The organism is Pseudarthrobacter sp. NPDC059871 (assembly GCF_042731175.1).
GTDB lineage: Bacteria > Actinomycetota > Actinomycetes > Actinomycetales > Micrococcaceae > Arthrobacter.
Map to the genome: position 1 here is coordinate 91503 of NZ_JBHWJV010000007.1, position 25594 is coordinate 117096.

The following is a 25594-nucleotide window of genomic DNA, read 5'->3' on the forward strand; positions in this document are numbered from 1 at the left end:
TAAACCGGCGTGACCTGGCGGGAGCGGTTCCCTCCTGGTGCCGGTTTAGCATGGGTCCATGGCATGGGAAGAGGACATCCTGGGCGCCGAATTCCAGTCCCTGACGTTCGAGGCCAAGGGACCCGACGGCGTGGAACGGACCGCTACGCTGGTGCGCTTCCGGCCGGCGCCGGGACGCGCCGCCGTGCCACAACGAACGCGCCAACCTGTCCTCTTCCTGCACGGCTGGAGTGACTACTTCTTCAACGTGGACCTGGCCAGGTTCTGGAACTCGGCAGGCTATGACTTCTACGCCCTAGACATGCACAACCACGGCAGGAGCCTGCGCCCGGGTGCACCCGGAGGGTTTGTCTCGCATCTGGCTGACTACGATGCCGAGATTGAGGCGGCACTGCTCATTATCGGCGGCGGGGACCCGCCCGGGCCCATCACCCTGATGGGGCATTCGACCGGCGGCCTGGTGGCAGCACTGTGGGCCGCGGATAACCCCGGTTCCGTGTCGCGGCTGGTGCTCAACAGCCCCTGGCTGGAAATGCACGGCAGCTCATTGGTCCGGCGGGCTGCCTCAGGTCTTATGGCGCCGATGGCGAGGCTGCGGCCCACGGCTGTCCTCCGGCTGCCTGAACGGGGTTACTACTGGCGGACCATCAGCAGCACGGCCGAGGGAGAGTGGAGCATCGACGACCGGTACCGGCCGCCGATGGCCTTCCCGGTACGGGCCGGCTGGTTGAGCGCGGTGCTGGCTGGCCATGCGCGCGTTGCCCGGGGGCTGAACATCCAGGTGCCCATCCTGGTGTTGTTGTCCGCCGGGAGTGCAACTGGACTGCTGTGGTCCGAAGCCATGCGCCGCACTGACGCGGTGCTGGATGTGAATGTCATCGGCGCCAGGGCCCTTGCCTTGGGCCGGAGCGTCACGGTGGAGCGGATTGAAGGTGCCCTGCACGATGTCTTCCTCTCCCCTGCCGAGGTGCGCGCCGACGCCTATGCCCGCATGGCGCGCTGGTTGCGTGCCTACGGGGCCGGGGAGCCGCCGGGCTGGGCCGCTGCATCCACTGCGCCGCCGTAGCGCCGGTCGCGCCGCGCGTATTCCTCTACGGCTGCCCACAGCGTCCGCCGGTCCACGTCCGGCCACAACGTGTCCATGAACACGAACTCGGCATACGCCGATTGCCAGAGCAGGAAGTTTGATAACCGCTGTTCCCCCGAGCTGCGAAGGAAGAGGTCCACATCGGGAAGGTCCGGTTCATCGAGGTACTTCTGGATGGTGCGCTCCGTAATGGCACCGGGCTTCAGCCGTCCTGCAGCAACCTCCGCAGCGATGGCGGCCACAGCATCGGTGATCTCCGCCCGTCCGCCGTAATTAACACACATGGTCAACGTGCAGGTGCTGTTGCCGGCTGTGTAGGCCTCTGCTTCCTCCAGCTCCCGGATTACCGAGCCCCAGAGCTTTGGCCGGCGGCCCGACCAGCGTACCCGGACGCCCCATTCGTCCAGCTGGTTGCGCTGGCGACGCAGCACATCCTTGTTAAAACCCATAAGGAAGCGGACCTCTTCGGGGGACCTTCGCCAGTTCTCCGTGGAGAAGGCGTAGACACTGACATACTCGATGCCGAGCTGGATGGCGCCGGCCATGACATCGAGCAGTGCGGGTTCGCCGGCCTTATGCCCTTCGACCCGGGGAAGTCCCCGCTGGTTTGCCCAGCGGCCGTTGCCGTCCATGACGATGGCCACGTGGCGGGGAATGAACTCAGCCGGGATGGACGGCGGAACTGCCCCCGAGGGGTGCGGGTAGGGCGCGACCACCGGTTCGGTGCGTCGGCGGGCGGAGGTCGTCTTTTTTCCCAAAGCCACTGTCAGCTACGCTCCACATGTTTGAGTGATTTCAGCACCCGTTCGAGATGCCATTGCAGGTATGCGGCCACCAGGCCGGCGGCTTCCTTCCGATGCAGCGGCAAGGAAGCGTCAGCCGTTGGCCAGTCTCCGGTGAGCAGGGCCGCCAGCAGGATGACAGTTTCGGCAGCAGGAGCGGGCGAGCCCGGCGGCCTGCAGTCCGGGCACACCATGCCGCCCAGCGCAGTAGCGAAGGCCTTATGCGGACCGGGCATCCCGCACCGGGCGCAGTCCGTGAAGCTCGGCGCCCAGCCTCCGGTGGCCAGTGCCCGCAGGAGGTAGGAGTCGAGGATCAGGCCGGCGGCGTGCTCGTTCCGGCTTAGGGCTGCGAGTGCACCCACCAGGAGGTTGTATTGGGCTGTGGCCGCCTCGCCGTCCACGTCGGTGAGCTTCTCGGCTGTTTCGGTCATGGCGGCGGCGACAGTGTAGCGGCCGTAGTCGGCAGCGATGCTGCCGCCGTAGGCGCCTTTTGCCACAGCCTGGGTCACGATGTCCAGTGTCCGGCCTGAGATCAGCTGGAGGTCAGCCACCATGAACGGCTCGAGCCGCGCTCCAAAACGGCTGCTGGTACGGCGAACGCCTTTGGCGACTGCCCGGACCTGCCCGTGGTGCTTCGTGAGGAGCGTGATGATCCTGTCGGCTTCGCCCAGCTTGTGGGTACGGAGGACCACGGCGTCATCGCGGTATGCCCGGGAGGCGAAGGATTGTTGAGCCACGCTCTATCTTCCCATCCCCGAGGGGTTCGGCAGCCCCTGCGCCGCCGCGCGGCCCCGAAACAGGGGCAACGCGGCGGCCTGCGGATCAGGACTGCGCGTCGCGGATGGCCCGGTTGACGGCGGAGATGACGGCCTTCAGCGAGGACATGCTGGTGTTGGCATCGATGCCCACGCCCCACAGGACCCGCTCGCCCACTGCGCATTCAACATACGCCGCGGCCATCGCGTTGCCGCCTTCGGACAGGGCATGCTCGCTGTAATCCAGCACGCGGACGTCAACACCGTCCTGGGTGAGGATGTTCAGCAGCGCGGCGATGGGACCGTTTCCGGTACCGGTGCGGCTGACTTGGGCGCCATCGACGGTGAGGGCCGCGTGCAGCGTCATGCCGCCGTCGTCGTCGGTCTCGGTCTTGACCGAGCCCAGGGAGTAGCGGCCCCACTGGCCATCCGTCTTGCCGGAGGGCAGGTACTCGTCCTGGAAGATCTGCCAGAGCTGGGCGCCGCTGACTTCGCCGCCCACGGTGTCCGTGCGCCGCTGGATGACGCCCGAGAACTCAATCTGGGCCCGGCGGGGCAGGTCCAGGCTGTGCTCGTTCTTGAGCAGGTAGGCCACACCGCCCTTGCCGGACTGGGAGTTGACGCGAATGACGGCCTCGTAGCTGCGGCCCAAGTCTTTCGGGTCCACCGGCAGGTAGGGCACCTGCCAGGTGACGTCGGCAACGTCCTTGCCGGCGGCGGCAGCGTCGCGTTCCAGGGCTTCGAAGCCCTTCTTGATGGCGTCCTGGTGCGAGCCGGAGAAGGCAGTAAACACCAGGTCGCCGCCGTACGGGGACCGCTCGGGGACGGGCAGCTGGTTGCAGTACTCAACGGTCCGGCGGACGTCGTCGATGTCGGAGAAGTCAATCATCGGGTCGATGCCCTGCACGAACAGGTTCAGTCCCAGGGTTACCAGGTCAACGTTGCCGGTACGCTCCCCGTTGCCGAACAGGCAGCCTTCGATCCTGTCAGCGCCGGCCATGTAACCGAGCTCGGCGGCGGCTACACCGGTGCCTCGGTCGTTGTGTGGGTGCAGCGAGAGGATGATGCCTTCGCGGGGGTGCAGGTGCCGGCTCATCCATTCAATCGAATCGGCGTACACGTTGGGGGTGGCCATTTCCACAGTTGCCGGCAGGTTGATGATGACCTGCCGGTCTGCCGAGGCCTCAAAGACGTCGGCGACGGCGTTGCAGACGCGGACGGCGTATTCCAGTTCCGTTCCGGTGAAGGATTCCGGTGAGTACTCGTAGGTGATGTGGGTATCGGCCAGCGTTTCCTCGTACTTCCTGCACAGCCGCGCACCCTGGAGTGCGATGTCCAGGATGCCGTCCTCGTCCTGGTTGAAGACGACCCGCCGCTGCAGCACGGACGTGGAGTTGTACAGGTGGACGATGGCCTGTTTCGCACCAACGAGGGATTCGTAGGTCCGCTCAATCAGGTGCTCACGGGCCTGGGTGAGGACCTGGATGGTGACATCATCCGGGATGTGGTTGCCCTCGATCAGCTGGCGGACGAAGTCGAAGTCAGTCTGCGATGCTGACGGAAAGCCGACCTCGATCTCTTTGTAACCCATGCGGACCAGCAGGTCGAACATCTTCATTTTCCGTGCCGGGCTCATGGGATCGATCAGTGCCTGGTTGCCGTCCCGCAGGTCCACTGCACACCAGCGCGGGGCCTTGGTGATTACCTTGTCCGGCCAGGTACGGTCCGGCATCTCGACGGTGATCTGGTCCTGGAACGGCGTGTAGCGGTGGAAGGGCATTCCTGAGGACTTCTGTGCGTTTCGCATTACTTGGGGCCTTTTCTATGGATCTTCAGTGAAAGGGTGGCCGGGCAACACAAACTCCGCAGCGAGGGTGGGCCTTGCGCTAGATAGCGTCTGTAGCCTCGCCGCGGCAGCTAAGGAGGAGGAACTCTGCACGCACCTTTTGAGGGTAACACGGGTGCGTAAGATGAAAGGGCACTACCGTCCGTAAAGTCCATCATGCAGACGCACCGGGTATTTGTGCCCGCAGCGGCGTCGCAGTAAAAGGAGTTTCAGTGCCCATTTCGGGGATCGACCTTTCCACCATTGATCACACGGTCCGGCCGCAGGACGACCTTTACCAGCACGTCAACGGTGCCTGGCTGAAGGCCACCGAGATCCCGGACGACCGACCGCTGGAAGGGACCTTCACCGCGTTGCGGGACGGCTCGGAACTCGCCGTTCGGGACATCATCGAGGAAGCCGCCGCCAAGGGTGACGAGGCGAGCGGTATTGAACGCAAGATCGGCGGGCTGTACAACAGCTTCATGGATGAGGCTGCCGCCGAAGCGAAGGGCATCGATCCGATCCGCCAACGGCTCGACGACGTCTACGCCTCGGGCTCGGCCTCTGACCTCGTTGCCTTGGCCGGACGGCTCTTCCGCTCGGACGTGGGCGGACTCTTCTACATCTACCCGGCCCCCGATGCCGGAAACCCGGACCGTGTACTGCTGTACACCGGACAGGGAGGCCTTGGCCTTCCCGATGAGTCCTACTACCGCGACGAAAAATTCGCACCGACGGTCGCCGCGTACCGGACCCACGTAGCCACGATGCTGGCCCTGGCTGGGCGCAAGGACGCAGAGGCTGCGGCGGAACGTGTGGTGGACCTGGAAACCAAGCTTGCCTCCCACCACTGGGACAACGTCACGCTGCGGGATCCGCAGAAAACCTACAACCTCAAAACAGCAGAGCAAGCCGCGGAACTGTTTCCACTTCTTGCCACCTGGTTCGAGGCCGCGGACATCGCCGGAGACAAGCGGCAGGAAATCGTGGTGAGTACCCCCGACTTCTTCTTGGGCGCGGCGGCCCTCCTGGATACCGAACCGCTGGATGCGTGGCGGGACTGGCTGGCGATGCGCGTTATCAGCGCCGCGGCTCCATACTTGTCCCAGGCCCTCGTCGACGCGAATTTTGCCTTCTACGGCACCACGATCAGTGGCACCCCGCGGAACAAGGACCGCTGGAAGCGCGGCGTCGCCGTAGTGGAGGCGGCCCTCGGCGAGGCAGTCGGGCAGATCTACGTGGCACGGCACTTCCCGGAATCCCACAAAGCCAGGATGCAGACCCTCGTGGGCAACCTCATCGAGGCGTACCGGAGCAGCATTAACGAGGTGGGCTGGATGGGGTCGGACACCAAAGCCGAAGCCCTGCGCAAACTGGACGGGTTCCGTGCCAAAATCGGCTTCCCCGATGAGTGGATCGACTACTCCGCCGTGGAGATCGACCCCAACGACCTCCTCGGGAACGTAGAGCGCGCCCATAACGCCGACGTCGACAGGCACCTCGATGAGGTGGGCAAGCCCGTGGACCGCAACAAGTGGCTCATGACACCGCAGACGGTCAACGCCTACTACCACCCCATGATGAACGAAATTGTCTTCCCGGCCGCCATCCTGCAGCCGCCGTTCTTCACGGCAGACGCCGACGACGCCGTCAACTACGGCGGTATCGGGGCTGTGATCGGTCATGAAATCGGCCACGGCTTTGACGACCAGGGATCCCAGTTCGACGGCGGCGGTGCCCTCCGTAACTGGTGGACGGATGAGGACCGGCAGGCGTTCGAGAGGCTCACTGCCCGCCTGGTGGCTCAGTACGACGCCCTCTCCCCCGCGGCCGCCCCGGGACACCATGTAAACGGCCGGCTGACGCTGGGCGAGAACATCGGCGACCTCGCAGGGTTGGCCATCGCCCACAAGGCCTACCGGATCAGCCTGGAAGGCCGGGAACCGGAGGTCCTGGACGGACTGACCGGCCACCAGCGCTTCTTCGCTTCGTGGGCGGCCGGCTGGCGCCAGGTCATCCGGCAGGAGGAGGCCATCCGCCGCCTGGCCACTGACCCGCACTCCCCCAACGAGTTCAGGACCAACGCCATTGCCCGCAACCTCGACGCTTTCCACGACGCCTTCGAGGTGACCGAACAGGACGAGATGTGGATGCCGCCGGCCGAGCGGGTCAGCATCTGGTAGCCAATCCGGAGAACGGCAACGGCCGCGGAGCCAGCCTGATGGGCTGGCACCGCGGCCGTTTGCTGTAGGGGCTCCGCACCGGGGCGCAGTGGGGCGCTACCGAACGATCAGTTCGGGGTTGGCCTGCTGGCAGCGGGCATCCCCGGCAGTCTGGTTCACAATATCGTTAGGGAGGGCCGCGCCGGATCCAGATCCACTCCCGTAGGTGGCCCCGGACGTGAAATCGCTGCCGAGGTAAACCTGCACGCCGGTTACCCCCGGCGCCGGGATCATCTGTGACGCGGGAATCCCGAGGAGCGCGGCCACGTCCGCTGCGACGTCAGCGTAGTTGGCGCCGTAGTAGACACCTGACTTGGCGATGGCCTGCGCTTCGAACTGGGCTGCCTGGGTAAAGCCGCCGGAGACCAGTGCCTGGACGATTTCCTGGGAACGGCCGGGAACACCCGAGCCGTTTGCCACCGAAACCGGCTGGAGGGCCTTGTTGTACGGCGGGAGCGGCGCTTCGGTTTCCGTCGGAGTCGCTGACGGGGACGGGCTTCCAGTGGGTGACGGCGTGGTGGGCGCCGTAGGGTCCGTCAGGTCGACGTCCTTCTGCAGCGCTGTGAAAAGCTGGGAACCTGCGGGCTCGGCAATTTCGAGGCGGTTGGGATCGGACACGGCGGGCGTGGTGGGCACGGAGACAAACGCCACTTTCCCGAGGTCGATGTCCTTGAGCCGGTTACCGATGGTCAGCAGGGTCGGCACCGAGGCCAGCCCGTCGTCCACCGTGAGGTTCTGGGTGACGACGTCGGCGATCTTCAGCATCCGTGCCGGATCCGATAACGTTCCCTCATCCTTGATCTTCCGGGTCAGCGAGGAAAGGAAACCCTGCTGCGCCTGGATTCGCCCCAGGTCTCCGCCGTCGGCGAAAGCGTGCCGCGTCCGAAGGAAGGCGAGTGCCTGCTCACCCTGCACGGCGGAGGTTCCTGCCGGCAGCCGGAGCCGGGAATCCGGATCATAGATGGCATCGCTGACGCACACGTCCACGCCGCCCACGGCGTTGGACAGCTCCTTGACGGCGTTGAAGTCGGCCATCATGAAATGGTCCACTTCCAGTCCGGTCAGCTTATTGACGGTATCCACGGCACAGCCGATTCCGGCCTCGCCCATGGCTTCGTTGATCATCACTCCACTGCGCGCGGGATATTCACGGCCGGTCTTGGAGTCCTTGCATGCGGGGATGTTGACCAGCAGGTCACGCGGGAAGCTGATGACGCTGACGCGCTTGTTGTCCTCGGAGATGTCCATCAGCATCATGACGTCGGACTTGCCGTAGCCCGTCGAGTCATCGGAGGTGCCGTATTCCGAGTTCTTGCCGTCGCGGGTGTCGGACCCGAGGATTAGGATCTGCATCCGCCCGGTGGCATTATTCACAGGCCCCTCGGTGCCCGTTCCGCCGGCGTTCAGTGGCGCCTTGGAGATGTTGTTCTGGAGCCGGATGAACCAGAATCCGGCAAAAGCCAGGCCACCCACCAGCGCCACAGCGACGATGGCGGTGATGATCTTCAGCCAGACGGGCATCCCCCGGATGGGTCCAAGATGCCTGGCAGCGCCCAGGCCGGCCTGGTCGGCGTGCCTGGAAACGGGGCCAGAGCCGGGTGGCGACTCAGCACCGAACTCGTTTTTGCCACGGCCTCGCGCCACGTGTTGAACCTTCCTCTAATTACAAAATCCGGTCCATTTTAGTGGCCGAGTCTGGGAAAACGCCGGGCGGTGACCTGCGACACCCCGCCGGGAACGTCAGAAACCGAGCTTGACCAGCTGTTTTGGATCCCGCTGCCAGTCTTTTGCCACCTTCACATGGAGATCCAGGTAGATGCGTGTGCCGAGCAGCGCCTCGATGCCCTTGCGCGCGTTGGTCCCCACCTCCCGCAGCCTGCTCCCGCCCTTGCCGATGATGATGGCTTTCTGGGACGGACGTTCCACGTAGAGGTTTACCCGCACGTCGAGGAGCGGATTGTCTTCCGGCCGGTCCTCACGGGGAACGATCTCTTCCACCACCACGGCAAGTGAGTGCGGGAGTTCATCCCGGACGCCTTCCAGCGCCGCCTCGCGGATCAGTTCGGCCACCATGACGGCTTCGGGCTCGTCGGTCAGTTCGCCGTCCGGGTATAGAGGGGGCGACGGCGGCATGTGGCTGATCAGGACATCGGCCACAGTGTCCACCTGGAATCCGTCGCTCGCGGAGACGGGGACGATGTCCCGCCACCCGTCTTCGCCCAGCACTTCACGGCCGAGGGCATCGACGGCCAGCAGCTGTTCAGTGAGCGCCTGCTTGTCCACAAGGTCGGCCTTCGTCACGATGGCGATGACAGGCTTCCCGCCAATGGCGGCAAGCTGGGCCGCGATGAACTTGTCGCCGGGGCCGATCTTTTCGTTGGCGGGCAGGCAGAAGCCGATGGCATCCACCTCGGCGAGGGTGTCGGCCACAAGGTCGTTCAGGCGCTTGCCGAGCAGTGTCCGCGGCCGGTGCAGCCCTGGCGTGTCCACCAGGATCAGCTGGGCGTCCTCGCGGTGGACGATCCCACGGATGGTGTGCCGGGTGGTCTGTGGTTTGGCGGAGGTGATGGCAATCTTCTTGCCCACCAGGGCGTTGGTCAAAGTGGACTTGCCCGCGTTGGGACGCCCGACGAGGACCGAGAACCCCGCCCGGAATCCGCCGAAATCGTCCTCTGCCTGGGCCTTACTTTTCTTGCTCACGTGGAACTCCCTGCTGGGTTGCTTCCGCCTCATGGAAGAGGTCTTCAAGGTCAGTGTCTACTGTTGGCACGGGTGCCGCAATGATATGGCTGACGCGGTTGCGGCGGCCCTCAAGCCGGTCTGCCCGCAGCGATACGCCCTGGACTTCCACCCTGCTGCCAACAATGGGAACGCGTCCCAGCGCTTTGGCGAGTAGTCCGCCCACGGTGTCCACCTCGTCGTCGTCAAGTTCCATGTCAAAGAGTTCTCCGAGGTCATCGATGCTCATCCTGGAGCTGACCCGGTAGGAACCGTCGCCGAGCTCTACTGCCTCGGCGCTTTCGGTGTCGTATTCGTCAACGATCTCGCCAACGATTTCCTCGATCAGGTCCTCAAGCGTGACCAGGCCGGCCGTGCCGCCGTACTCGTCGATGACGATGGCCACATGCGTGGACTCCTTCTGCAGTTCCCGCAGCAGGTCGCTCACCGGTTTTGATTCCGGCACATAGCGGACTTCACGGGCCATGGAGTCAACCGTGGGCGGTTCGACGCCTGCGTCCAATTCATGCACGACGGCGGCCACGTCCTTGAGGTAGACGATCCCCAGGATGTGGTCGGTGTCCTCACCGATGACCGGGACCCGGGAGTAGCCGGACCGGAGGAACAGGGACATGGCCTCGTGCAGGCTTGCACCGGAGTCGATGCCGACAATGTCCGTCCTTGGCACCATGACGGCACGGACCAACGTGTCCCCGAAGTCGAACACCGACTGGATCATCTCGGCTTCGGTGTCCTCGATCATGTCGGATTCGCTGGCCCGGTCCACCAGTTCCCGGAACTCCTGTTCGCTGAAGAAGGCTTCGTCCCCTCCGGGTGCGCCCGGGGCGGCAGCGCTTCCCACCGCGACGAGCCATCCCGGGATGGGCCCCAGGACCCATGTCAGGAAGCGGATCATCGGCGCCGTGAAACGTACCACCGCGGCCGAGTGGAGCCTGCCCAGCTGGCGGGGTGAGACACCCACGATCACGAACCCCAGCAGCGCCATAATGCCGGTCGCTGCAAGGCCGGCCAACCAAATGTTGTCCAGGAGGCTGTAAAGCAGCACCGAGACGGCGACAGCGGAGGCCATCTCGAACCAGACCCGCCAGAACCTCAGGGCCCGGATATGCGCAACGGGCTCGCGCAGGATGCTGCGCATTGCCGTTCCGCGGCTTCGGAGCAATGCTTCTTCCGCATCGTGGCGCGGGAGGAAATTGAAGGCGGCCTCGGCCGCGGTCAGTACGGCGGCGATGGCCAGGAAGACGAGGGCCATCGCCACCAGGAGAAGGGGCGTCACTGGGTGGTCTCGGCGGGCGCTTCCTTGCCGGTGAAGCCGGTCAGGAGTTCGCGCTGGAGCCCGAACATCTCTTCCTTCTCTTCGGGCTCGGCATGGTCATAGCCCAAAAGGTGCAGGATGCCGTGCGTGGTCAGCAGAAGCATCTCATCCTGGAGGGCGTGGCCGGCGTTCTTGGCCTGGACCTGCGCCACCTGGGGGCAGATGGCGATGTCACCGAGCATCCCCTGCGGGGTGGGGCGGTCCGGAGTTCCGGGCGTTAGTTCATCCATGGGCACCGACAAAACGTCGGTAGCCCCGGGCTCGTCCATCAGTTCGATGTGGAGCTTCTCCATGGCAGGTTCATCCACCAGGAGAATGGAAAGTTCTGCCTGCGGATGAATGTAAAGCTGTTCAAAAATGTACCGGGACAGGGCCACCAGCCCCGCCTCGTCCACCTGGACGCCGGATTCGTTGTTCACCTCGATGCTCATGCGTGCTCCCCCCGCTTCTCCCGGCCGGCCGTTTGCCGGGCACGGTTCCTTTGCCTGTCGTCCCAGATGCTGTAGGCATTGACAATGTCTCCCACGAGGCGGTGCCGCACCACGTCCGCTGCATCAAGGACGGAGAAGTTCACGCCTTCGATGCCGTGCAGGATCTCCTCCACGATCCGCAGCCCGGACCTGGTCCCGAAGGGCAGGTCCACCTGGGTGACGTCACCGGTGACCACCATCTTGGACCCGAAGCCCAGGCGGGTGAGGAACATCTTCATCTGTTCCGGTGTGGTGTTCTGGGCCTCATCCAGGATGATGAACGCGTCATTGAGCGTCCGGCCACGCATGTAGGCCAGCGGAGCTACCTCAATGGTGCCGGCTGCCATGAGCCGAGGAATCGATTCGGGGTCCATCATGTCGTGGAGGGCATCGTAGAGCGGCCTCAGGTAAGGGTCGATCTTGTCACTCAGGGTTCCGGGCAGGAACCCGAGGCGCTCGCCTGCTTCGACGGCCGGGCGGGTAAGGATGATGCGGCTGACTTCCTTCTGCTGAAGGGCCTGCACAGCCTTGGCCATGGCCAGGTACGTCTTGCCGGTTCCGGCGGGACCGATGCCGAAGATGACGGTGTTGTCATCGATGGCGTCGACGTAGTTCTTCTGGTTCAGCGTCTTGGGCCGGATGGTCCTGCCCCTGCTGGAGAGGATGTCGTGCGTCAGCACATCCACGGGGTTCTGAAGCGACTGGCTTCGGAGCAGTGCCACCAGCTGCTGCAGGACCGCGGGGGTGATAACGGTGCCGCGTGCCACCAGGCCACGGACTTCCTGGAGGAGCCGCATGATCCGGGGAACGTCGCCGGCCGGGCCGCTGAGGGAAAGTTCGTTGCCGCGGACGTGGAAGTTGACGTCCGGAAACTGCTCCTCGATGTACCGCAGAGCCTCGTCGTGGCTGCCGAGTGACTGGACCATCTGATCGGAATTGTCGAAAAGGACTACTTCGGTCCGGACACCGGGAAGGGTGTGGGGAAATTCCCCGGCAGTGCCCTCTCCCGTGTTGAGCCGGCGCTTTCCGTTGGCTGATTCAGTCATGGTGCTGGCCCGCAGGCCTGTGGTCCCCTCGAGGTAGTTTCTGCTGTCGTCCCGGTCCGGGAAACCAGTGCCTGGTTTCTGCGTTCCGTGATCCTTTTATCTTACGCCAGCGCATCCCGCCTGCCGGTAAAGCCGGACATCCACGGGCCATGGGCATCCACGTGAAGCGGGGACCACTTAGCAAAGGCACCCCGGCAGGATCGGTCATTATGTATCAACTTCATATCGTCCTCATATCGTTCCCGTTGCAGTTGTGCCCCATGGCCGGAACCGGGCAAATCGCTTCGCCGGGCTGTGCAATGCTGGAAATCCAGCCACGGCTGTGACATCGGGCCGACCGGGGAACGGCCCTCACGACACGAGAGGAAAGGCACAAGTGCCGGATACCGTTGCGCCCCGCCGGGCAGGTCGAAACGTGGGCCGTGCCCGCGCGATCATGCTGGCCGGCGTCCTGACGGTGGTGCCGATCCTTGCCGGATGCGTTGCAGAACCTGGCCCCTCCCCCACGGGCACCCTCCTGACCGGGCCTGCCACCACGGGAAGCCCTGAGCCGCCCTCCACCAGCGCCCCGCTTGAAACCACGCAGTCCTCCAACAAGGCGCCCGTCTACTGGATCGGCCGCAGCAGCAGCAATGTCTTCCTGTACCGGGAGTTCCGGGACGTACCCGAACAGGAGAACCCGGTAACGCGCGCACTGCGTGCCATGATGTCCGATAAACCCCTTGACCCTGACTTCTTCACCCCGTGGCAGAATCCCGGCAAGCTCGCCACCTCGATTTCCGGCAAGGACGTCATCACCGTCGATGTCTCCGAGGACGCTTTCAACAGCAACCTCGATGCGGACATGGCAGCCCGGGCCGTCCAGCAGCTCGTCTACACGGCAACTGCTGCCGCAGCCAGTTCCGGGTTGATCGACTCCGGCCAGCAGATCCGGGTACGGATCCTGGTGGACGGCCACACCGACTACATGGCATTCGGGCAGGTTCAGCTTGGCGCCCTGATGACCAGGACGGCGGGCCTGGTTGCTCCTGTCTGGATCATCGATCCCCAGGAAGGCTCCGAGGTGGCGGACGGCAGCGTCAAGATCACCGGACGCAGCACGTCGGCGGGCGGCAAGCTTCGTTGGCAGATCCTCCGGACCGGGGACAACGGGGCCAAGGCGCCCTTCCTCACCGGCGAAACCACGGCGTCGTCCGAGCAGGGGCAAGCTGGAGTCTTCACGTTGGCCTTGACCCTGCCCGCCGGAGACTACGAACTGAGGGTGGCCCAGGCCGGGTCCGACGGCGGGCCGGACCAGTTCGAAGACAACCGGTCCTTCAAGGTCAGGTAGCGTCCCAGCGCCCCAGGATGTCGCTGGAGAGCACAACGGCGGCAGGACCGGCCGTGGACGAGCGCAGCACGTGGTGGCCCAGGAGGGCCGTGACGGCTCCGCGGTCGCAAAGTCGCGTCACCTCCCGGGGGCTGATTCCACCCTCCGGGCCCACGATGAGGAGCACTTCAAGGGTTCCGGTGCCGCTGGCACCGTCCCAGCCTTCCAGGACAGAACGGAGCGGCCGCACTGCGTCTTCGTGGAGGATGACCGCCAGGTCCGCGGCTTCCACTGCGGCAGCAAGGGCAGCGGTGTCGACGGCGGGACGCACCTCAGGGATCCAGGCCCGCCGCGCCTGCTTGGCCGCGGCGCCCACCACGGATTGCCATTTGGCGTGCGCCTTGGCCGCCCGGTCACCTTTCCACCGGACGATGGAACGTTCGGACTGCCAGGGGATGACGGCATCGATGCCCAGTTCAGTGGCGGTCTCGATGGCAAGCTCATCACGGTCACCCTTGGCGAGGGCCTGCACCAGCACCAGCCGGACACTGGGGCGGGCCTCCTCCACCAGGGAACCGCACCGCACGGTGAGGCGGGTGCCGGCGGCCTCGGACACCGTCCCGCTCATACGGGTACCGGCGCCATCGACAATGTCCACGGCTTCACCCGCCGCGAGGCGCTTAACGGCAACCGCGTGGCGTGCCTCCGGCCCTTCCAGGACAAACTCCATGCCCTCCTCCAGCCCGTCGAGGGACCCGGCGGAGGCAAAAAAGACGGGGTTGCTCACCGCTACAGGTTACCCAGCCGGTCCCGCAGCTTCGCGAACATCCCGCCACTGGCGGCGAGCTTGCCTTCGGTGATCTGTTCTCCGCGGAGCTTGGCAAGCTGCCGGAGGAGCTCCTCCTGGGCTGCGTCGAGCTTGGCCGGCGTTTCCACCTGCAGGTGCACCTTCAGGTCACCGCGGCCGTAGCCGCGCAGGTGGGTAACGCCCAGGCCGCGGAGGGTGATGATTTCACCGGACTGGGTGCCCGGCTTCACGTCGATGTCCTGGGTTCCGTCGAAGGTCTCCAGGCTGACGTCGGTGCCCAGCGCCGCGGCCGTCATGGGGATGTTCAGGGTTGCGTGCAGGTCGTCGCCGTCGCGCACATAGGTGGCGTCGTTGTTGACGCGGACCTCCACGTAGAGGTCGCCGGAGGGGCCGCCCGCGGGGCCGGCTTCGCCCTGCCCGGTCAGCTGGATGCGTGTTCCGGTTGCGACGCCGGCGGGAACCTTGATGGTCAGGGAGCGGCGGCTCCGGATGCGGCCCTGGCCGCTGCATTCATTGCAGGGATCTTTGATGACCGTGCCGAAGCCCTCGCAGGTGCCGCACGGTGCAGCGGTCATGACCTGACCGAGGATCGAACGGACAGCGCGCTGGACCTGCCCGCTGCCTCCGCAGATGTCGCATCGTTCCGGGTGCGTCCCCGGACGGCAGCAAGACCCCTCACAGGTGGGGCAGGTGACTGCCGTGTCCACCTCAAGTTTTTTGTTGACGCCAAAGACGGCGTCGCGAAGTTCGATGCGGACGCTGATGAGTGCATCCTGGCCGCGGCGGACCCGTGAGGCGGGTCCGGACGATCCGCCGGCGCCGAAGAACGTGTCGAAGATGTCCTGGAAGGCAAAGCCCTGGCCGGCGTAGCTTCCGCCGCCAAATCCGTTGTCAGTGCCATTTTCGTTGCCGGTGGTGTCGTAGACCCGGCGCTTCTGCGGGTCGGAGAGGACTTCATAGGCGTGGGTCACCGCCTTGAAGCGGTCCTGCGCATCTTCACCCGGGTTGACGTCGGGGTGGAGTGTCCGGGCCAGCTTGCGGTAGGCCTTTTTGATTTCTTCTCCGGTGGCTTCCGGTGAGACTCCAAGGACGTCATAGTGGCTGCTCAAAGTTCGTATCTCTTCCTTGTTGTACTGCCTGCGGTGGGGCTGCCGTACGGGCCCGGCGGCTGTGTTGCCGGGGCGCGCCGGTCAGGGACCCAGGATGCGGGAAAGGTAACGGGCAACTGCCCTGACGGCCGCCATGGTGTTGGGATAGTCCATCCGGGTGGGACCCAGGATGCCGATCTTGGCCACGCTGTCCGGACCGTAGCCGGTGGCCACGACGGACGCCTCAGCCAGGCCGTCATAAGGGTTTTCGCGGCCGATGCTGACGGCCACGCCACGGTGGTCCTGCGCCATGTCGCTCAGCAGCCGCAGCATCACCACCTGCTCTTCCAAAGCTTCCAGCACGGGGCCGATGCTCAATGGAAAGTCGACATTGGACCGGGCCAGGTTGGCCGTGCCGGCCATGACCATGCGGTCCTCGCGGCTGCTGTGCGCAAGGATCTCCAGGGCATGCGCCAGCGACTGCGCCGCCTGCCGCTCCCCCGGGCTGACAGAGGAGACGACGGCGGGAAGTGCTTGCGCCAGCCGGGCCAGCGGTGTTCCTGCCAGGGTTCCCAGGAAACGGGTACGCAGCGCTGACAGCGCTTCGTCCGCGAGGTCCTGCCCGACGTCGATGACGCGCTGCTCCACGTTGCCGCTGTTCGCGATCAGGACCACCAGGACCTTGCGCGGGGCAAGCAGGACGAACTCGATGTGCCGGATCAGTGCCCGGCTAAGGTGGGGATACTGGACCACCGCCACCTGGTTGGTCAGCTGGGACAGCAGCCGCACCGTCCGGTCGAGGACGTCGTCGAGGTCGTCTGATCCCTCCAGGAGGGACTGGATGGCGCGCCGCTCGGCTTGCGAGAGCGGCTTCACGGCCGAAATCTGGTCCACGAACAGCCGGTAGCCCTTGTCCGTGGGTATCCGGCCGGCACTGGTATGCGGCGCCGTGATGAGGCCCTCGTCCTCAAGCGCCGCCATGTCGTTCCGGATAGTGGCGCTGGAAACCCCCAGGTGATGCCGTTCCACCAGGGCCTTGGAGCCTACCGGTTCGCGGGAGTGGACGTAGTCCTCCACGATGGCCCGCAGTACTTCAAGCTTGCGCGGCTCACTCACACTCCACCTCCATCCAGTCGGGGTGGATAAGCCACCCGTTCCTTCCTGCCAGTCTGCACGCACTCGAACATGCACTCGAACTGTTAGCACTCGACATGCCTAAGTGCTAACAGTCTATTATGCCTTGGCCCGTTGTTAGCATTGGTACCGCTCCGGGCGAAATTCCGGGACAGGACCTACGGCGAGGCGGAGTGACCATTGGATTACCAGAACTGGGGCCCGCGGGACATGTCCGCTCCCGCGCGTACGCAACTGCCTGAAGTGCCCGTGGAACGGGGCATGGTGCTCGAAGACGTACAGTCCGGATGGGTGGGGGCCGTCACCAGGGTGGAAAAGTCCGGTGGCATGCATGTGGTGGCCCTTGAGGACCGGCGCGGAAAGTCGCGGACCTTCCGGCTGGGATTCGGGTTCCTCCTTGAGGGCCGTGCCATCAGGCTGATGCCACCGGCACCCCGGCCCGCAGCGGGCGGTCCGTCAGCAGGGCGCACCGCCTCAGGCTCGGTACGTGTCTCAGGCCAGCGCGCGCAGGTGGCCAAGGCGAGCCGCATCTGGGTGGAAGGAAAGCACGACGCCGAACTCGTCGAGAAGGTCTGGGGAGACGACCTCCGGGTGGAGGGCATCGTCGTCGAACCCCTGCATGGCATCGACGACCTCGCCGGTGCGGTGAAGGAATTCGGGCCAGGCCCGGGCCGCCGGCTGGGCGTGCTGGTGGACCATCTGGTCCCGGACTCCAAGGAATCCCGTATTGCTGACGCAGTCATGGCCGGCCCCGGCGCTGCAGGCAACGTCCTGATTGTCGGCCACCCCTACGTAGACGTGTGGCAGGCCATCCGGCCCTCCGTGCTGGGCATTCCGCAGTGGCCGTCCGTACCGCGGGGCCAGGACTGGAAAACCGGGATCCTCAAGGCGTTCGGCTGGCCGCACTCCACTAAGGAGGACATCGGGCTCGGATGGCAGAAACTGCTCGGCGCGGTCCACACCTACGCAGACCTGGAAGCGTCGCTGCTGGGCCGGGTCGAGGAAGTCATCGACTTCCTCACAGCACCCTGACGGACACCGGACCGGCAAACACCAGTATTCTTGATACTGCGGTGCCCCGCGATCCGCAGCGGGCCCCGAAGCATCAACTGCATCCCCAGCATCAATTGCACTTTTCGAAGGAACAGACTGTGGCAGAAAACGCACGCGAGCACAGGGACGGCCAAAGCAGCACCGGCCGTTCCGAATACCACGGCGTCCCCGCGAATGCGCTGCCGCTCACGGCCAGCGAAGACCGGCAATGGGCCACCCTGGCACACTTCGGCGGGATCCTGGGATGCGTCCCCGCCCTGCTGATCTTCCTCATCTTCCGCGACCGCGGGCCCTTCACGGCCCAGGAGTCCAAGGAGGCCCTGAACTTCAGCCTGCCGCCCACCATCGCGGCGGTAGTGGCGAACATCCTGGTGTTCATTCCCGTAGTCGGAAACATTTTTGCCGTGATCGCCACGTTGATCTGGATTGCGCTGACGTGCTTTTCTGTGGCGGCAGGCATCCACGTCAACCGCGGCCAACCGCACCGCTACCAGTTCAACCTGCGCTGGATCAAGTAGTCCCCATCCGCGCTAGTCGGGCAGGATCCGGCGGACCACCGCATCGGCCAGGAGCCGGCCCTTCAACGTCAGGACCAGCTTCCCCCGGAATGCTGCGCCCGGCTCCACCAGCCCTTCGGCAATCAGCCCGGCGATCTGGTGCCGTCCTACGGTGTCCAGGCTTGCCACTTCCAGCCCGGACTGGAGGCGGGCCTCAAGCATGACCCGTTCAACATTCCGGGTCTCTGCGTCCAGGGTTTCACGTCCGGCGGCCGGTGAGTTTCCCTGCGCCAGCCGGCCGGCGTACGCGGTTGGGTGTTTGACGTTCCACCAGCGCACACCGCCCACGTGCGAGTGCGCGCCCGGCCCGATCCCCCACCAGTCATCGCCGCGCCAGTAGGCAAGGTTGTGCCGGCAAGCCTGTTCGGGCGTGCGCGCCCAGTTGCTGACCTCGTACCACTCCAGGCCTGCAGAGGTGATCAGGCGGTCGGCGAGCTCGTATTTGTCGGCGTGATCGTCGTCGTCAATGCCCGGGACCTCGCCGCGCCGGATCTGCGCCGCCAACTTTGTGCCGTCCTCAACGATCAGCGCGTAGGCGCTGATGTGGTCCGGCTCGTACGACAACGCGGTTTCCAGGGAGTACTGCCAATCGGCCAACGACTCCCCCGGCGTCCCATAGATCAGGTCGAGGCTCACTGCCAGGCCGGCGTCACGGGCCCACTGCACTACTTGGGGAACCCTGCTCGGGGTGTGAGTGCGGTCCAGGACCTTCAGGACGTGCGGAACGGCGGACTGCATCCCGAACGAGACCCGCGTGAAGCCGGCGTCCCTCAGCACAGCCAGGGACTCCGGTGTCACGGAATCGGGGTTCGCCTCAGTGGTCACCTCGGCGCCTTCCTCGATCCCCCATTGGCCGATGGCCGTCCGGAGAATCACAGCAAGGTCCTCGGCGGGCAGCAGCGTGGGTGTGCCGCCGCCGAAGAAGACAGTGCTGAGCTTCCGGCCCGGTACACCGGACGCCTTGAGTACCGTGGCAGCAAACGCCACCTCTGATGCTGCCGTACCGGCATAGGCATCCTGGGAGGCGCCGCCGCCAAGCTCGGTGGCAGTGTAAGTGTTGAAGTCGCAGTACCCGCAGCGCACAGCGCAGAAGGGAATGTGGACATACAGCCCGAACGCGCGATCTTCCGCGCCGGCGGCCGCCTGCGGAGGCAGGATGCCGTCCGACGGCGCCGGGTCACCAAGGGGAAGTACGCTGGGCATCAGCGGGTACCCCGCTGCGCGGTGGTCACTTCTTCTTGGCCTTGTCCTTCGATTCGTCGGTGGTGAGGGCGGCGATGAACGCTTCCTGCGGCACCTCCACGGTGCCCACCATCTTCATGCGCTTCTTGCCTTCTTTTTGCTTCTCCAGCAGTTTGCGCTTACGTGAGATGTCACCGCCGTAGCACTTCGCCAGGACGTCCTTTCGGATGGCCCGGATGCTTTCGCGCGCGATGATCCTCGAACCGATGGCCGCCTGGATGGGCACCTCGAACTGCTGCCGCGGGATCAGTTCGCGGAGCTTCCCGGTCATCATCACGCCGTAGGCATACGCCTTTTCCCGGTGCGTGATGGCACTGAAGGCATCCACCTGCTCGCCCTGGAGCATGATGTCCACCTTCACGAGGTCGGCAACCTGCTCGCCGTCGGCTTTCCAGTCCAGGGAACCGTAGCCACGGGTCTTGGACTTGAGGATGTCGAAGAAATCGAACACGATTTCCGCCAGCGGCAGGCGGTAACGGATTTCCACCCGGTCCTCGGAAAGGTAGTCCATGCCGCCCATGACGCCGCGGCGTGACTGGCACAGTTCCATGATGGCGCCGACGAACTCGTTGGGAGCCAGGATGGTGGCGGAGACCATGGGTTCGCGGACCTCGGCGATCTTGCCGGTGGGGTACTCGCTGGGGTTGGTCACGCGGACCACCTTTTTGTCCTCCAGGGTCACCTCGTACTCCACGTTCGGAGCGGTGGAAATGAGGTCGAGGTTGTATTCGCGCTCCAGGCGTTCGCGGGTGATCTCGAGGTGGAGGAGGCCCAGGAAGCCCACGCGGAAGCCGAAGCCCAGCGCTGCAGAGGTTTCGGGTTCGTACACCAGCGCAGCGTCGTTCAGCATGAGCTTCTCAAGGGCGTCACGCAGCACCGGGTAGTCGGCGCCGTCGAGCGGGTACAGGCCGGAGAACACCATCGGCTTTGCGTCAGCGTAGCCGGGGAGCGATTGGGCGGCCGGCTTGGCCAGGTTGGTGACCGTGTCGCCAACCTTGGACTGGCGTACGTCCTTCACACCGGTGATCAGGTAGCCCACTTCGCCGACGCCCAGCCCCTTGGAGGGTGTGGGTTCCGGGGAGCTGACGCCGATTTCCAGGAGCTCGTGGGAGGCCCTGGTGGACATCATCTGGATGCGTTCACGCGGGTGGAGCATGCCGTCCACCACGCGCACGTAGGTCACTACGCCGCGGTAGGTGTCATAAACGGAGTCGAAGATCATGGCACGGGCCGGGGCGTCGGGATTGCCCTCCGGTGCCGGCAGGTCGCGGACGATCTTGTCCAGAAGGGCTTCCACGCCGACGCCGGTTTTGCCGGACACGCGCAGCACGTCCTCGGGATCGCCGCCGATAAGGCTTGCAAGCTCCGCCGCGTATTTTTCCGGCTGTGCTGCCGGAAGGTCGATCTTGTTCAGCACCGGGATGATGGCGAGGTTGTTTTCCATCGCCAGGTAAAGGTTGGCAAGTGTTTGGGCCTCAATGCCCTGGGCCGCATCCACCAGCAGGACTGCGCCCTCGCAGGCGGCAAGGGACCGTGACACCTCATAGGTGAAGTCCACGTGGCCCGGGGTGTCGATCATGTTCAGCGCGTAGCTGACGCCTTCAACTTCCCACGGCATGCGCACAGCCTGTGACTTGATGGTGATGCCGCGTTCGCGCTCAATGTCCATCCGGTCCAGGTACTGGGCCTTCATGTCCCGCGCCTGGACTACTCCGGTGGACTGCAGCATCCGGTCAGCGAGGGTGGACTTGCCGTGGTCAATATGCGCGATGATGCAAAAGTTCCGAATAATAGCCGGATCTGTCGCGGCGGGCACCGGTGCGGTGCGGGCCATGGGAGACACGCAGGGTCCTTACTGTTGGCTTTTCCGCGGCCGCCCGGCAGGCACACCATATGCTGCCCGCGGATTAGCCGCACTTCTTCAGCCTCCAGTGTCCCACGTCCTGGCCGCTCGCACCGCATTACCCGCACGGGACCCACGCCGTCTGCGGGCCCGGGCTATAGGGTGGCGGCATGGCGATCAACCTCCGCATGCTGGGTAATGCTGTCCGGGCCGGCCTTAGGCTCCTCCGGAACGTGGACAAACCGACGGCACATCAGCGTCCCGCCCCGCGGCCCTCCCGATCGAACCCCAAAACCACCATGGACGGCATCCCTGCTGCAGGCTATCCCGGCGATTTCACCGGCGGGGCTGAAATCCGCTATTCGCCGCAGCCTGACGGCGAGCCCGATCCGGGCGAGGTCGTGTGGACGTGGGTCCCCTATGAGGAAGACCATTCCCGGGGCAAGGACCGGCCCGTCCTCATCGTGGGCCGCAATGGAAAGTACCTGCTGGGACTGATGCTCACCAGCAAGGACCGGGTACCGGCAGCGTCCGCTTCCCGGGACTACGTAGACGTGGGGGCCGGCGGCTGGGATCGCCAGGGCCGGCCCAGCGAAGCCAAGCTGGACCGGGTGCTGCAGATCCGGCCGGACAGCATCCGCAGGGAGGGTGCCGTGCTGGACCGGGCCCGGTTCGACGCGGTTGCCGCCGGACTCAGGGCGCGACACGGCTGGAGGTAGTACGGAAAATGGCCAGTCATGCCGCTGGCCTGCTATTCTTTATAGCTGTGTGTCCGTGCAGGTCGACGGTCACTGATGGCTGGCCGCCATAGGTATCCCCACGCCGCTCAGTCAAGGCCAGCTTGAAAGCCCTCTAGACCATTTCCGCATTACAATAGAGAGTTCACACGTGGCGAATATCAAGTCCCAGAAGAAGCGCATCCTGACCAACGAAAAGGCCCGCCTGCGTAACAACGCAGTCAAGTCTGAGCTGCGGACGGCCATCCGCGCCGTCAACACGGCCGTTGAGTCCTCCGACAAGGACGCTGCTGCTACTGCGCTCGTTTCTGCCAGCCGTAAGCTGGACAAGGCTGTCAGCAAGGGTGTTCTGCACAAGAACAACGCAGCAAACCGCAAGTCGGCGATCTCGAAGAAGGTCAACGCACTGTAAGGTTTCCAGTTCCCTGAACTGATGTTGTGGCCGGTACCCTCGGGTACCGGCCACACGCCTTTAAGCTCCCGGATTGGGTGTTCGGGACACCGTGGAGTGCTGGACCCGCAAGCGCCGCGCTGGCGCCTGTCCGGTGCTGTTGCTCCTGCCCTTGCCGCTACCTGCCCTGGACGGACATCGAAATCACGGTCACCGCATGTTCCACGGCGTAAACGGGGTCGCGTGAGAGCCCCTTCACTTGTGCGTCGGCCTCAGCCGTGGCCTGGATGGACCGCACCAGTCCGTCAGGGGTCCACCGGCGGACGTCCCGCTGGGCCTGTTCCACCAGCCAGGGCTGCATTCCCAGTTCGGCTGCAATCTGGGCCGCGGATCCGGACGCCCCGGCAACCCGGGCCACGGTCCTGAGCTTCGCAGCCAGCGCGGCAACCAGCGGTACGGGGTCCGCCCCGGTGGCCAGGGCATGGCGCAGGGTGGAGAGGGCAAGCGGACCGTTTCCGGCCATGGCGGCATCGGCCACCTTGAACGCCGTGGCTTCCACACGCCCGCCGTAATAGCGGTCCACGACGTCCGGAGTGACGGTCCCCGTTGAGTCTGCGATGAGCTGGCTGCACGCTGCTGCAAGCTCGGAGAGGTTGGCGCCCACCGCATTCACGAGGGCCAGCACGGCCTCCTGGTCGATGCGGCGCCCGGCCTCCTTGAATTCTGCGGACACGAACGCCATCTTGTCCGTGTCTTTTTTCAACGGCTGGCAGTCCACTACAGGCCAGCCGCCCTTACGGACAGCGTCCAGGAGTTTCTTGCCACGCGCACCCCCGCCATGACGGAGGACCAGGACGGCATCATCGGCTGGCTGGCCGAGATAGGACAGGGCGTCGGTGAGGAAGGCCTCATTCATGGCTTCCACTGCTTCGACCTCGATGAGCTTGCTCTCACCGAACAGCGACGGGCTGACCTGCATCAGGAGGGTTCCGGGTTCGTAGGCGGCAGCGTTGATCCGGCTTACCTCAACGTCAGGTGCAGCGTGGCGGACCTGGGAGCGGACGCTGTCCATGGCCCTGATGCCCAGGTAATCCTCCGGCCCGCTCACCAGGACGATGGCCGCAGGAGTCACGTCCCGCCAGGCCGCCGGATTCGACGCCGGCGGGCGGGTTCCGCGCTTTTGCGCAGCAGCCATGGTGGGTTCCTTCCGGAAAGATGTGTGGGGAATTTAAGCCTGCCACGTCTGCGCCGAACCGCAAAGCTGTGGGCGAAGGGGCCGTTGGCTGACGAGGCCGGGCAGTGCGGGCGCCGTGCGGCACCGGGGCGTCCTTCCATCAACCACAAAAGCCTGACCACCTGGCGATGGCACCGGAGAACGAAGGCAATGACACTGCGGGGCCGTGCGGCTGCCCAGACTGCGGCGAGGGTGAGGGCTGACAGGACCGCCATTGTCAGCAGTCCCGGAATCCCCTCGGGCCACGGCAACGTGGAACCGGGAAGCCTGGCAAAGAACCAGGCCGTCGCGGCAACACCGGCGCTGAAGGTGCCTGCCACGGCGATCATCGCCACAGCCAGCCACGGGGCAGCCACCAGCAGCGGAACGGCGGCCGTTCCCAGCAGGGTCACGGGAGCCACCATCGGGGCCGCGGCCACATTGGCCAGCAGCGCATAGGTTGAGAACTGCGGCTGCAGCAGCACGATGACGGGGCCGCACAGCATCTGGGCCGACAACGGCACCGCAACAGCGGCGGCTGCCCAGCGGGGCACGGCCGCAGGAGTCCAGTCCATGATTCGCCGGCCCAGCAGGATGATGCCCAGGGTGGCCAGGACGGACAGCAGGAAGCCGAAACTGCCGCCCAGCGCCGGGTCCAACAGCAGCAGGCCAATGACCGCCAGGCAAAGAAAGCTGAGCCCGCGGCCGGTCCGGCCACCGGCGAGGGCAGCAATTCCAACAGCCCCCATCAAGGCCGCGCGCAGAACGCTGGCGTCAGGTCCTACCAGAACCACAAACAGCCCCAGTCCGGCCAGCGCAGTCCCGGCGGCCGGAACCCGCGGGAGCCGGAGCCTGCGGCAACCGGCCAACAATGCGCCGAGGACCAGGCTGCAATTGGCCCCGCTGACAGCTGTCAGGTGCGTCATGCCAACGGTTTTCATTGCGTTGGTAAGGCCCTCATCCAGGGCGCTGGTGTCTCCCGTGACCATGCCGGGCAACAGCCCCGCAGCATCGGACGGCAAGAATGCGGAAGCAGCTACAAACCGCGCCCGCAGGTCCTTGGCGGCTGCTTCCAGCCCCCGCCCGCTGCCCCGCAGGTCGGGGGCGGTGGCCGCAGACATGCCGCCCGCCTCCGGCCTGCCCGGATCCGGCGGCCGAAGCTTGCCGGCAGCACGCACCGTCTGCCCCGGGACCAGCCGTTCCCAGTCCCTGCCACCGGTCACCACGAGCTGCGCCCGGGTCCGCAGCACCACGCCGCCGGTGCTGACTTCCCGCGTCCACACGGCGACGGACCACCGGGCGGATTCCCCGGACTGGCCTGGCGTGGGAAGCGGCCGCGGCGCGCCTGCGACTTCCAGCACCGCCACCACGGATTTTCCCGCCGCGACCGCCTCGGCAAGGGGACCCTCAAACCGCTGGCTGGAAGCCAGCGAGGCGTGCGCCGCCGCGGCCACCGCGAGCAGCAGGCCAACCGCAGCAGTCGCCAGGAAACTCTTCCTTTCCGGACGGCGCCCCGTCCGGGAACCGCCGCCGCCAGCCCTCTTACGGCGCCTCCCGTCACTCCTCAGCAGGACCAGCAATGCAGCGGCCAGGACCAACAGGGCGACGCACAGTCCCAGCAGCGCGGCCGGCGCCAGCCAGAGACCGGCCACGGCGGCGCCCCAGACCAGGATGGCAGGTAAGGCGAGCCGGACATCGGTACGCTTTCGGGGGCCGCTGCCTGCACCTGATAGCCCGCTCTCCCCCGTTGGAGCTCCGTTCCGGTCACGAATTCCCAGTCGGCGCCGGGCATCACCGACAGCTCTTACCCGGGCAGCTTGGAAAGCGCCCTTGCTCTTAGCTGCCTGCGTGGAATTCTTCCCGTCTGCCGGTGCGGGGCTGCTCCCGCCACCGGAATCGACTTGGCCGGCAACCGCGGTCCGGCGTGCGTCACTTGGAGATGGCCCTTCCTTTGCACCCCGGACCGCGGACTCGA

The 25594-nt window shown here is 65.5% G+C and carries 22 protein-coding genes; 7 read left to right on the top strand and 15 right to left on the bottom strand.

Annotated features, from left to right (window positions below; genetic code table 11):
• The first annotated feature begins 58 nt into the window (after positions 1-58).
• Positions 59-1066, top strand: a complete 1008-nt coding sequence (locus ACFV4R_RS11145; protein ID WP_377203572.1) for an alpha/beta hydrolase — start codon at positions 59-61, stop codon at positions 1064-1066.
• On the opposite strand, the gene ACFV4R_RS11150 is transcribed toward ACFV4R_RS11145, so the two are convergent.
• From ACFV4R_RS11150 to leuA, 3 genes are all read right to left on the bottom strand, one after another.
• Positions 1012-1851 carry an isoprenyl transferase gene (locus ACFV4R_RS11150; RefSeq protein WP_377203571.1) on the bottom strand — a complete coding sequence of 280 codons (840 nt, stop codon included), beginning with the start codon at positions 1849-1851 and terminating at the stop codon, positions 1012-1014. The two genes, ACFV4R_RS11145 and ACFV4R_RS11150, sit on opposite strands and share 55 nt — an antisense overlap.
• Before the next feature lie 2 nt (positions 1852-1853).
• Complete coding sequence (recO, locus tag ACFV4R_RS11155; protein WP_377203570.1) at positions 1854-2606, bottom strand: DNA repair protein RecO; 753 nt, start codon at positions 2604-2606, stop codon at positions 1854-1856.
• 85 nt (positions 2607-2691) lie between these two features.
• Positions 2692-4431, bottom strand: coding sequence for a 2-isopropylmalate synthase (leuA, locus tag ACFV4R_RS11160; protein ID WP_377203569.1), 1740 nt, complete (start codon positions 4429-4431; stop codon positions 2692-2694).
• Between the two features lie 251 nt (positions 4432-4682).
• Here leuA and ACFV4R_RS11165 point away from each other — a divergent pair, with 251 nt between their 5' ends.
• The gene (locus ACFV4R_RS11165; RefSeq protein WP_377203568.1) at positions 4683-6635 is read left to right on the top strand and encodes a M13 family metallopeptidase; all 1953 of its coding nucleotides are present in this window, start codon (positions 4683-4685) and stop codon (positions 6633-6635) included.
• A gap of 96 nt (positions 6636-6731) precedes the next feature.
• Here the strand turns inward: ACFV4R_RS11165 and ACFV4R_RS11170 are convergent, their stop codons facing one another.
• From ACFV4R_RS11170 to ACFV4R_RS11190, 5 genes are all read right to left on the bottom strand, one after another.
• On the bottom strand, positions 6732-8195 hold the full coding sequence (locus ACFV4R_RS11170; RefSeq protein ID WP_377203642.1) for an LCP family protein: 1464 nt from the start codon (positions 8193-8195) through the stop codon (positions 6732-6734).
• A gap of 219 nt (positions 8196-8414) precedes the next feature.
• The gene (gene era, locus ACFV4R_RS11175) at positions 8415-9374 is read right to left on the bottom strand and encodes a GTPase Era (RefSeq protein ID WP_314214555.1); all 960 of its coding nucleotides are present in this window, start codon (positions 9372-9374) and stop codon (positions 8415-8417) included.
• On the bottom strand, positions 9358-10689 hold the full coding sequence (locus ACFV4R_RS11180; RefSeq protein ID WP_377203567.1) for a hemolysin family protein: 1332 nt from the start codon (positions 10687-10689) through the stop codon (positions 9358-9360). The genes era and ACFV4R_RS11180 overlap by 17 nt, the downstream gene beginning before the upstream one ends.
• Complete coding sequence (ybeY, locus tag ACFV4R_RS11185; protein ID WP_045731413.1) at positions 10686-11159, bottom strand: rRNA maturation RNase YbeY; 474 nt, start codon at positions 11157-11159, stop codon at positions 10686-10688. The genes ACFV4R_RS11180 and ybeY overlap by 4 nt, the downstream gene beginning before the upstream one ends.
• Positions 11156-12244, bottom strand: a complete 1089-nt coding sequence (locus ACFV4R_RS11190) for a PhoH family protein (protein WP_015937162.1) — start codon at positions 12242-12244, stop codon at positions 11156-11158. The genes ybeY and ACFV4R_RS11190 overlap by 4 nt, the downstream gene beginning before the upstream one ends.
• A 376-nt stretch (positions 12245-12620) precedes the next feature.
• Here ACFV4R_RS11190 and ACFV4R_RS11195 point away from each other — a divergent pair, with 376 nt between their 5' ends.
• Positions 12621-13574 carry a GerMN domain-containing protein gene (locus ACFV4R_RS11195; RefSeq protein WP_377203566.1) on the top strand — a complete coding sequence of 318 codons (954 nt, stop codon included), beginning with the start codon at positions 12621-12623 and terminating at the stop codon, positions 13572-13574.
• Here the strand turns inward: ACFV4R_RS11195 and ACFV4R_RS11200 are convergent.
• The 3 genes from ACFV4R_RS11200 to hrcA all read right to left on the bottom strand — a co-directional run bounded on the left by ACFV4R_RS11200 (position 13567) and on the right by hrcA (position 16565).
• A complete protein-coding gene (locus ACFV4R_RS11200) occupies positions 13567-14340 on the bottom strand; it encodes a 16S rRNA (uracil(1498)-N(3))-methyltransferase (RefSeq protein WP_377203565.1) in 774 nt (257 codons plus the stop codon). The two genes, ACFV4R_RS11195 and ACFV4R_RS11200, sit on opposite strands and share 8 nt — an antisense overlap.
• A 2-nt stretch (positions 14341-14342) precedes the next feature.
• A complete protein-coding gene (dnaJ, locus tag ACFV4R_RS11205; protein ID WP_091720371.1) occupies positions 14343-15470 on the bottom strand; it encodes a molecular chaperone DnaJ in 1128 nt (375 codons plus the stop codon).
• Between the two features lie 81 nt (positions 15471-15551).
• Positions 15552-16565 (bottom strand): heat-inducible transcriptional repressor HrcA, encoded by a 1014-nt coding sequence (gene hrcA, locus ACFV4R_RS11210; protein WP_377203564.1) that lies wholly within the window; start codon positions 16563-16565, stop codon positions 15552-15554.
• 198 nt (positions 16566-16763) lie between these two features.
• Between hrcA and ACFV4R_RS11215 the strand changes: the two genes are divergently transcribed.
• Entirely contained in the window at positions 16764-17615 is an 852-nt protein-coding gene (locus ACFV4R_RS11215) for a DUF3097 domain-containing protein (RefSeq protein ID WP_377203563.1), read from the top strand.
• A 119-nt stretch (positions 17616-17734) separates the two neighbouring features.
• Positions 17735-18154 (top strand): DUF4870 domain-containing protein, encoded by a 420-nt coding sequence (locus tag ACFV4R_RS11220; protein ID WP_045731418.1) that lies wholly within the window; start codon positions 17735-17737, stop codon positions 18152-18154.
• Positions 18155-18166: 12 nt separating this feature from the next.
• Here the strand turns inward: ACFV4R_RS11220 and hemW are convergent, their stop codons facing one another.
• Together hemW and lepA are read right to left on the bottom strand one after the other, a co-directional pair.
• The gene (gene hemW / locus ACFV4R_RS11225) at positions 18167-19396 is read right to left on the bottom strand and encodes a radical SAM family heme chaperone HemW (protein WP_377203562.1); all 1230 of its coding nucleotides are present in this window, start codon (positions 19394-19396) and stop codon (positions 18167-18169) included.
• A 25-nt stretch (positions 19397-19421) separates the two neighbouring features.
• The gene (gene lepA / locus ACFV4R_RS11230; protein WP_172829963.1) at positions 19422-21278 is read right to left on the bottom strand and encodes a translation elongation factor 4; all 1857 of its coding nucleotides are present in this window, start codon (positions 21276-21278) and stop codon (positions 19422-19424) included.
• Between the two features lie 170 nt (positions 21279-21448).
• On the opposite strand from lepA, the gene ACFV4R_RS11235 reads away from it, so the two are divergent.
• Both ACFV4R_RS11235 and rpsT read left to right on the top strand, forming a co-directional pair.
• The gene (locus ACFV4R_RS11235; protein WP_377203561.1) at positions 21449-21997 is read left to right on the top strand and encodes a type II toxin-antitoxin system PemK/MazF family toxin; all 549 of its coding nucleotides are present in this window, start codon (positions 21449-21451) and stop codon (positions 21995-21997) included.
• 169 nt (positions 21998-22166) lie between these two features.
• Positions 22167-22427: a 30S ribosomal protein S20 gene (gene rpsT, locus ACFV4R_RS11240; protein WP_056079344.1), complete on the top strand. Its 261-nt coding sequence runs from the start codon at positions 22167-22169 to the stop codon at positions 22425-22427.
• A gap of 157 nt (positions 22428-22584) precedes the next feature.
• Here the strand turns inward: rpsT and holA are convergent, their stop codons facing one another.
• Both holA and ACFV4R_RS11250 read right to left on the bottom strand, forming a co-directional pair.
• The gene (gene holA, locus ACFV4R_RS11245; protein ID WP_377203560.1) at positions 22585-23601 is read right to left on the bottom strand and encodes a DNA polymerase III subunit delta; all 1017 of its coding nucleotides are present in this window, start codon (positions 23599-23601) and stop codon (positions 22585-22587) included.
• The gene (locus ACFV4R_RS11250; RefSeq protein WP_377203559.1) at positions 23535-25271 is read right to left on the bottom strand and encodes a ComEC/Rec2 family competence protein; all 1737 of its coding nucleotides are present in this window, start codon (positions 25269-25271) and stop codon (positions 23535-23537) included. Before ACFV4R_RS11250 ends, holA begins: the two co-directional genes overlap by 67 nt.
• Positions 25272-25594 lie beyond the last annotated feature (323 nt).

What these genes read in the sequence shown, in the direction of transcription:
- ACFV4R_RS11145 (WP_377203572.1), top strand. Translation starts at nt 59, where the DNA reads ATGGCATGGGAAGAGGACATCCTGGGCGCCGAATTCCAGTCCCTGACG.
- leuA (WP_377203569.1), bottom strand. Translation starts at nt 4,431, where the DNA reads ATGCGAAACGCACAGAAGTCCTCAGGAATGCCCTTCCACCGCTACACG.
- ACFV4R_RS11170 (WP_377203642.1), bottom strand. Translation starts at nt 8,195, where the DNA reads ATGCCCGTCTGGCTGAAGATCATCACCGCCATCGTCGCTGTGGCGCTG.
- ybeY (WP_045731413.1), bottom strand. Translation starts at nt 11,159, where the DNA reads ATGAGCATCGAGGTGAACAACGAATCCGGCGTCCAGGTGGACGAGGCG.
- ACFV4R_RS11190 (WP_015937162.1), bottom strand. Translation starts at nt 12,244, where the DNA reads ATGACTGAATCAGCCAACGGAAAGCGCCGGCTCAACACGGGAGAGGGC.
- hemW (WP_377203562.1), bottom strand. Translation starts at nt 19,396, where the DNA reads ATGCCCAGCGTACTTCCCCTTGGTGACCCGGCGCCGTCGGACGGCATC.
- ACFV4R_RS11235 (WP_377203561.1), top strand. Translation starts at nt 21,449, where the DNA reads ATGGCGATCAACCTCCGCATGCTGGGTAATGCTGTCCGGGCCGGCCTT.
- holA (WP_377203560.1), bottom strand. Translation starts at nt 23,601, where the DNA reads ATGGCTGCTGCGCAAAAGCGCGGAACCCGCCCGCCGGCGTCGAATCCG.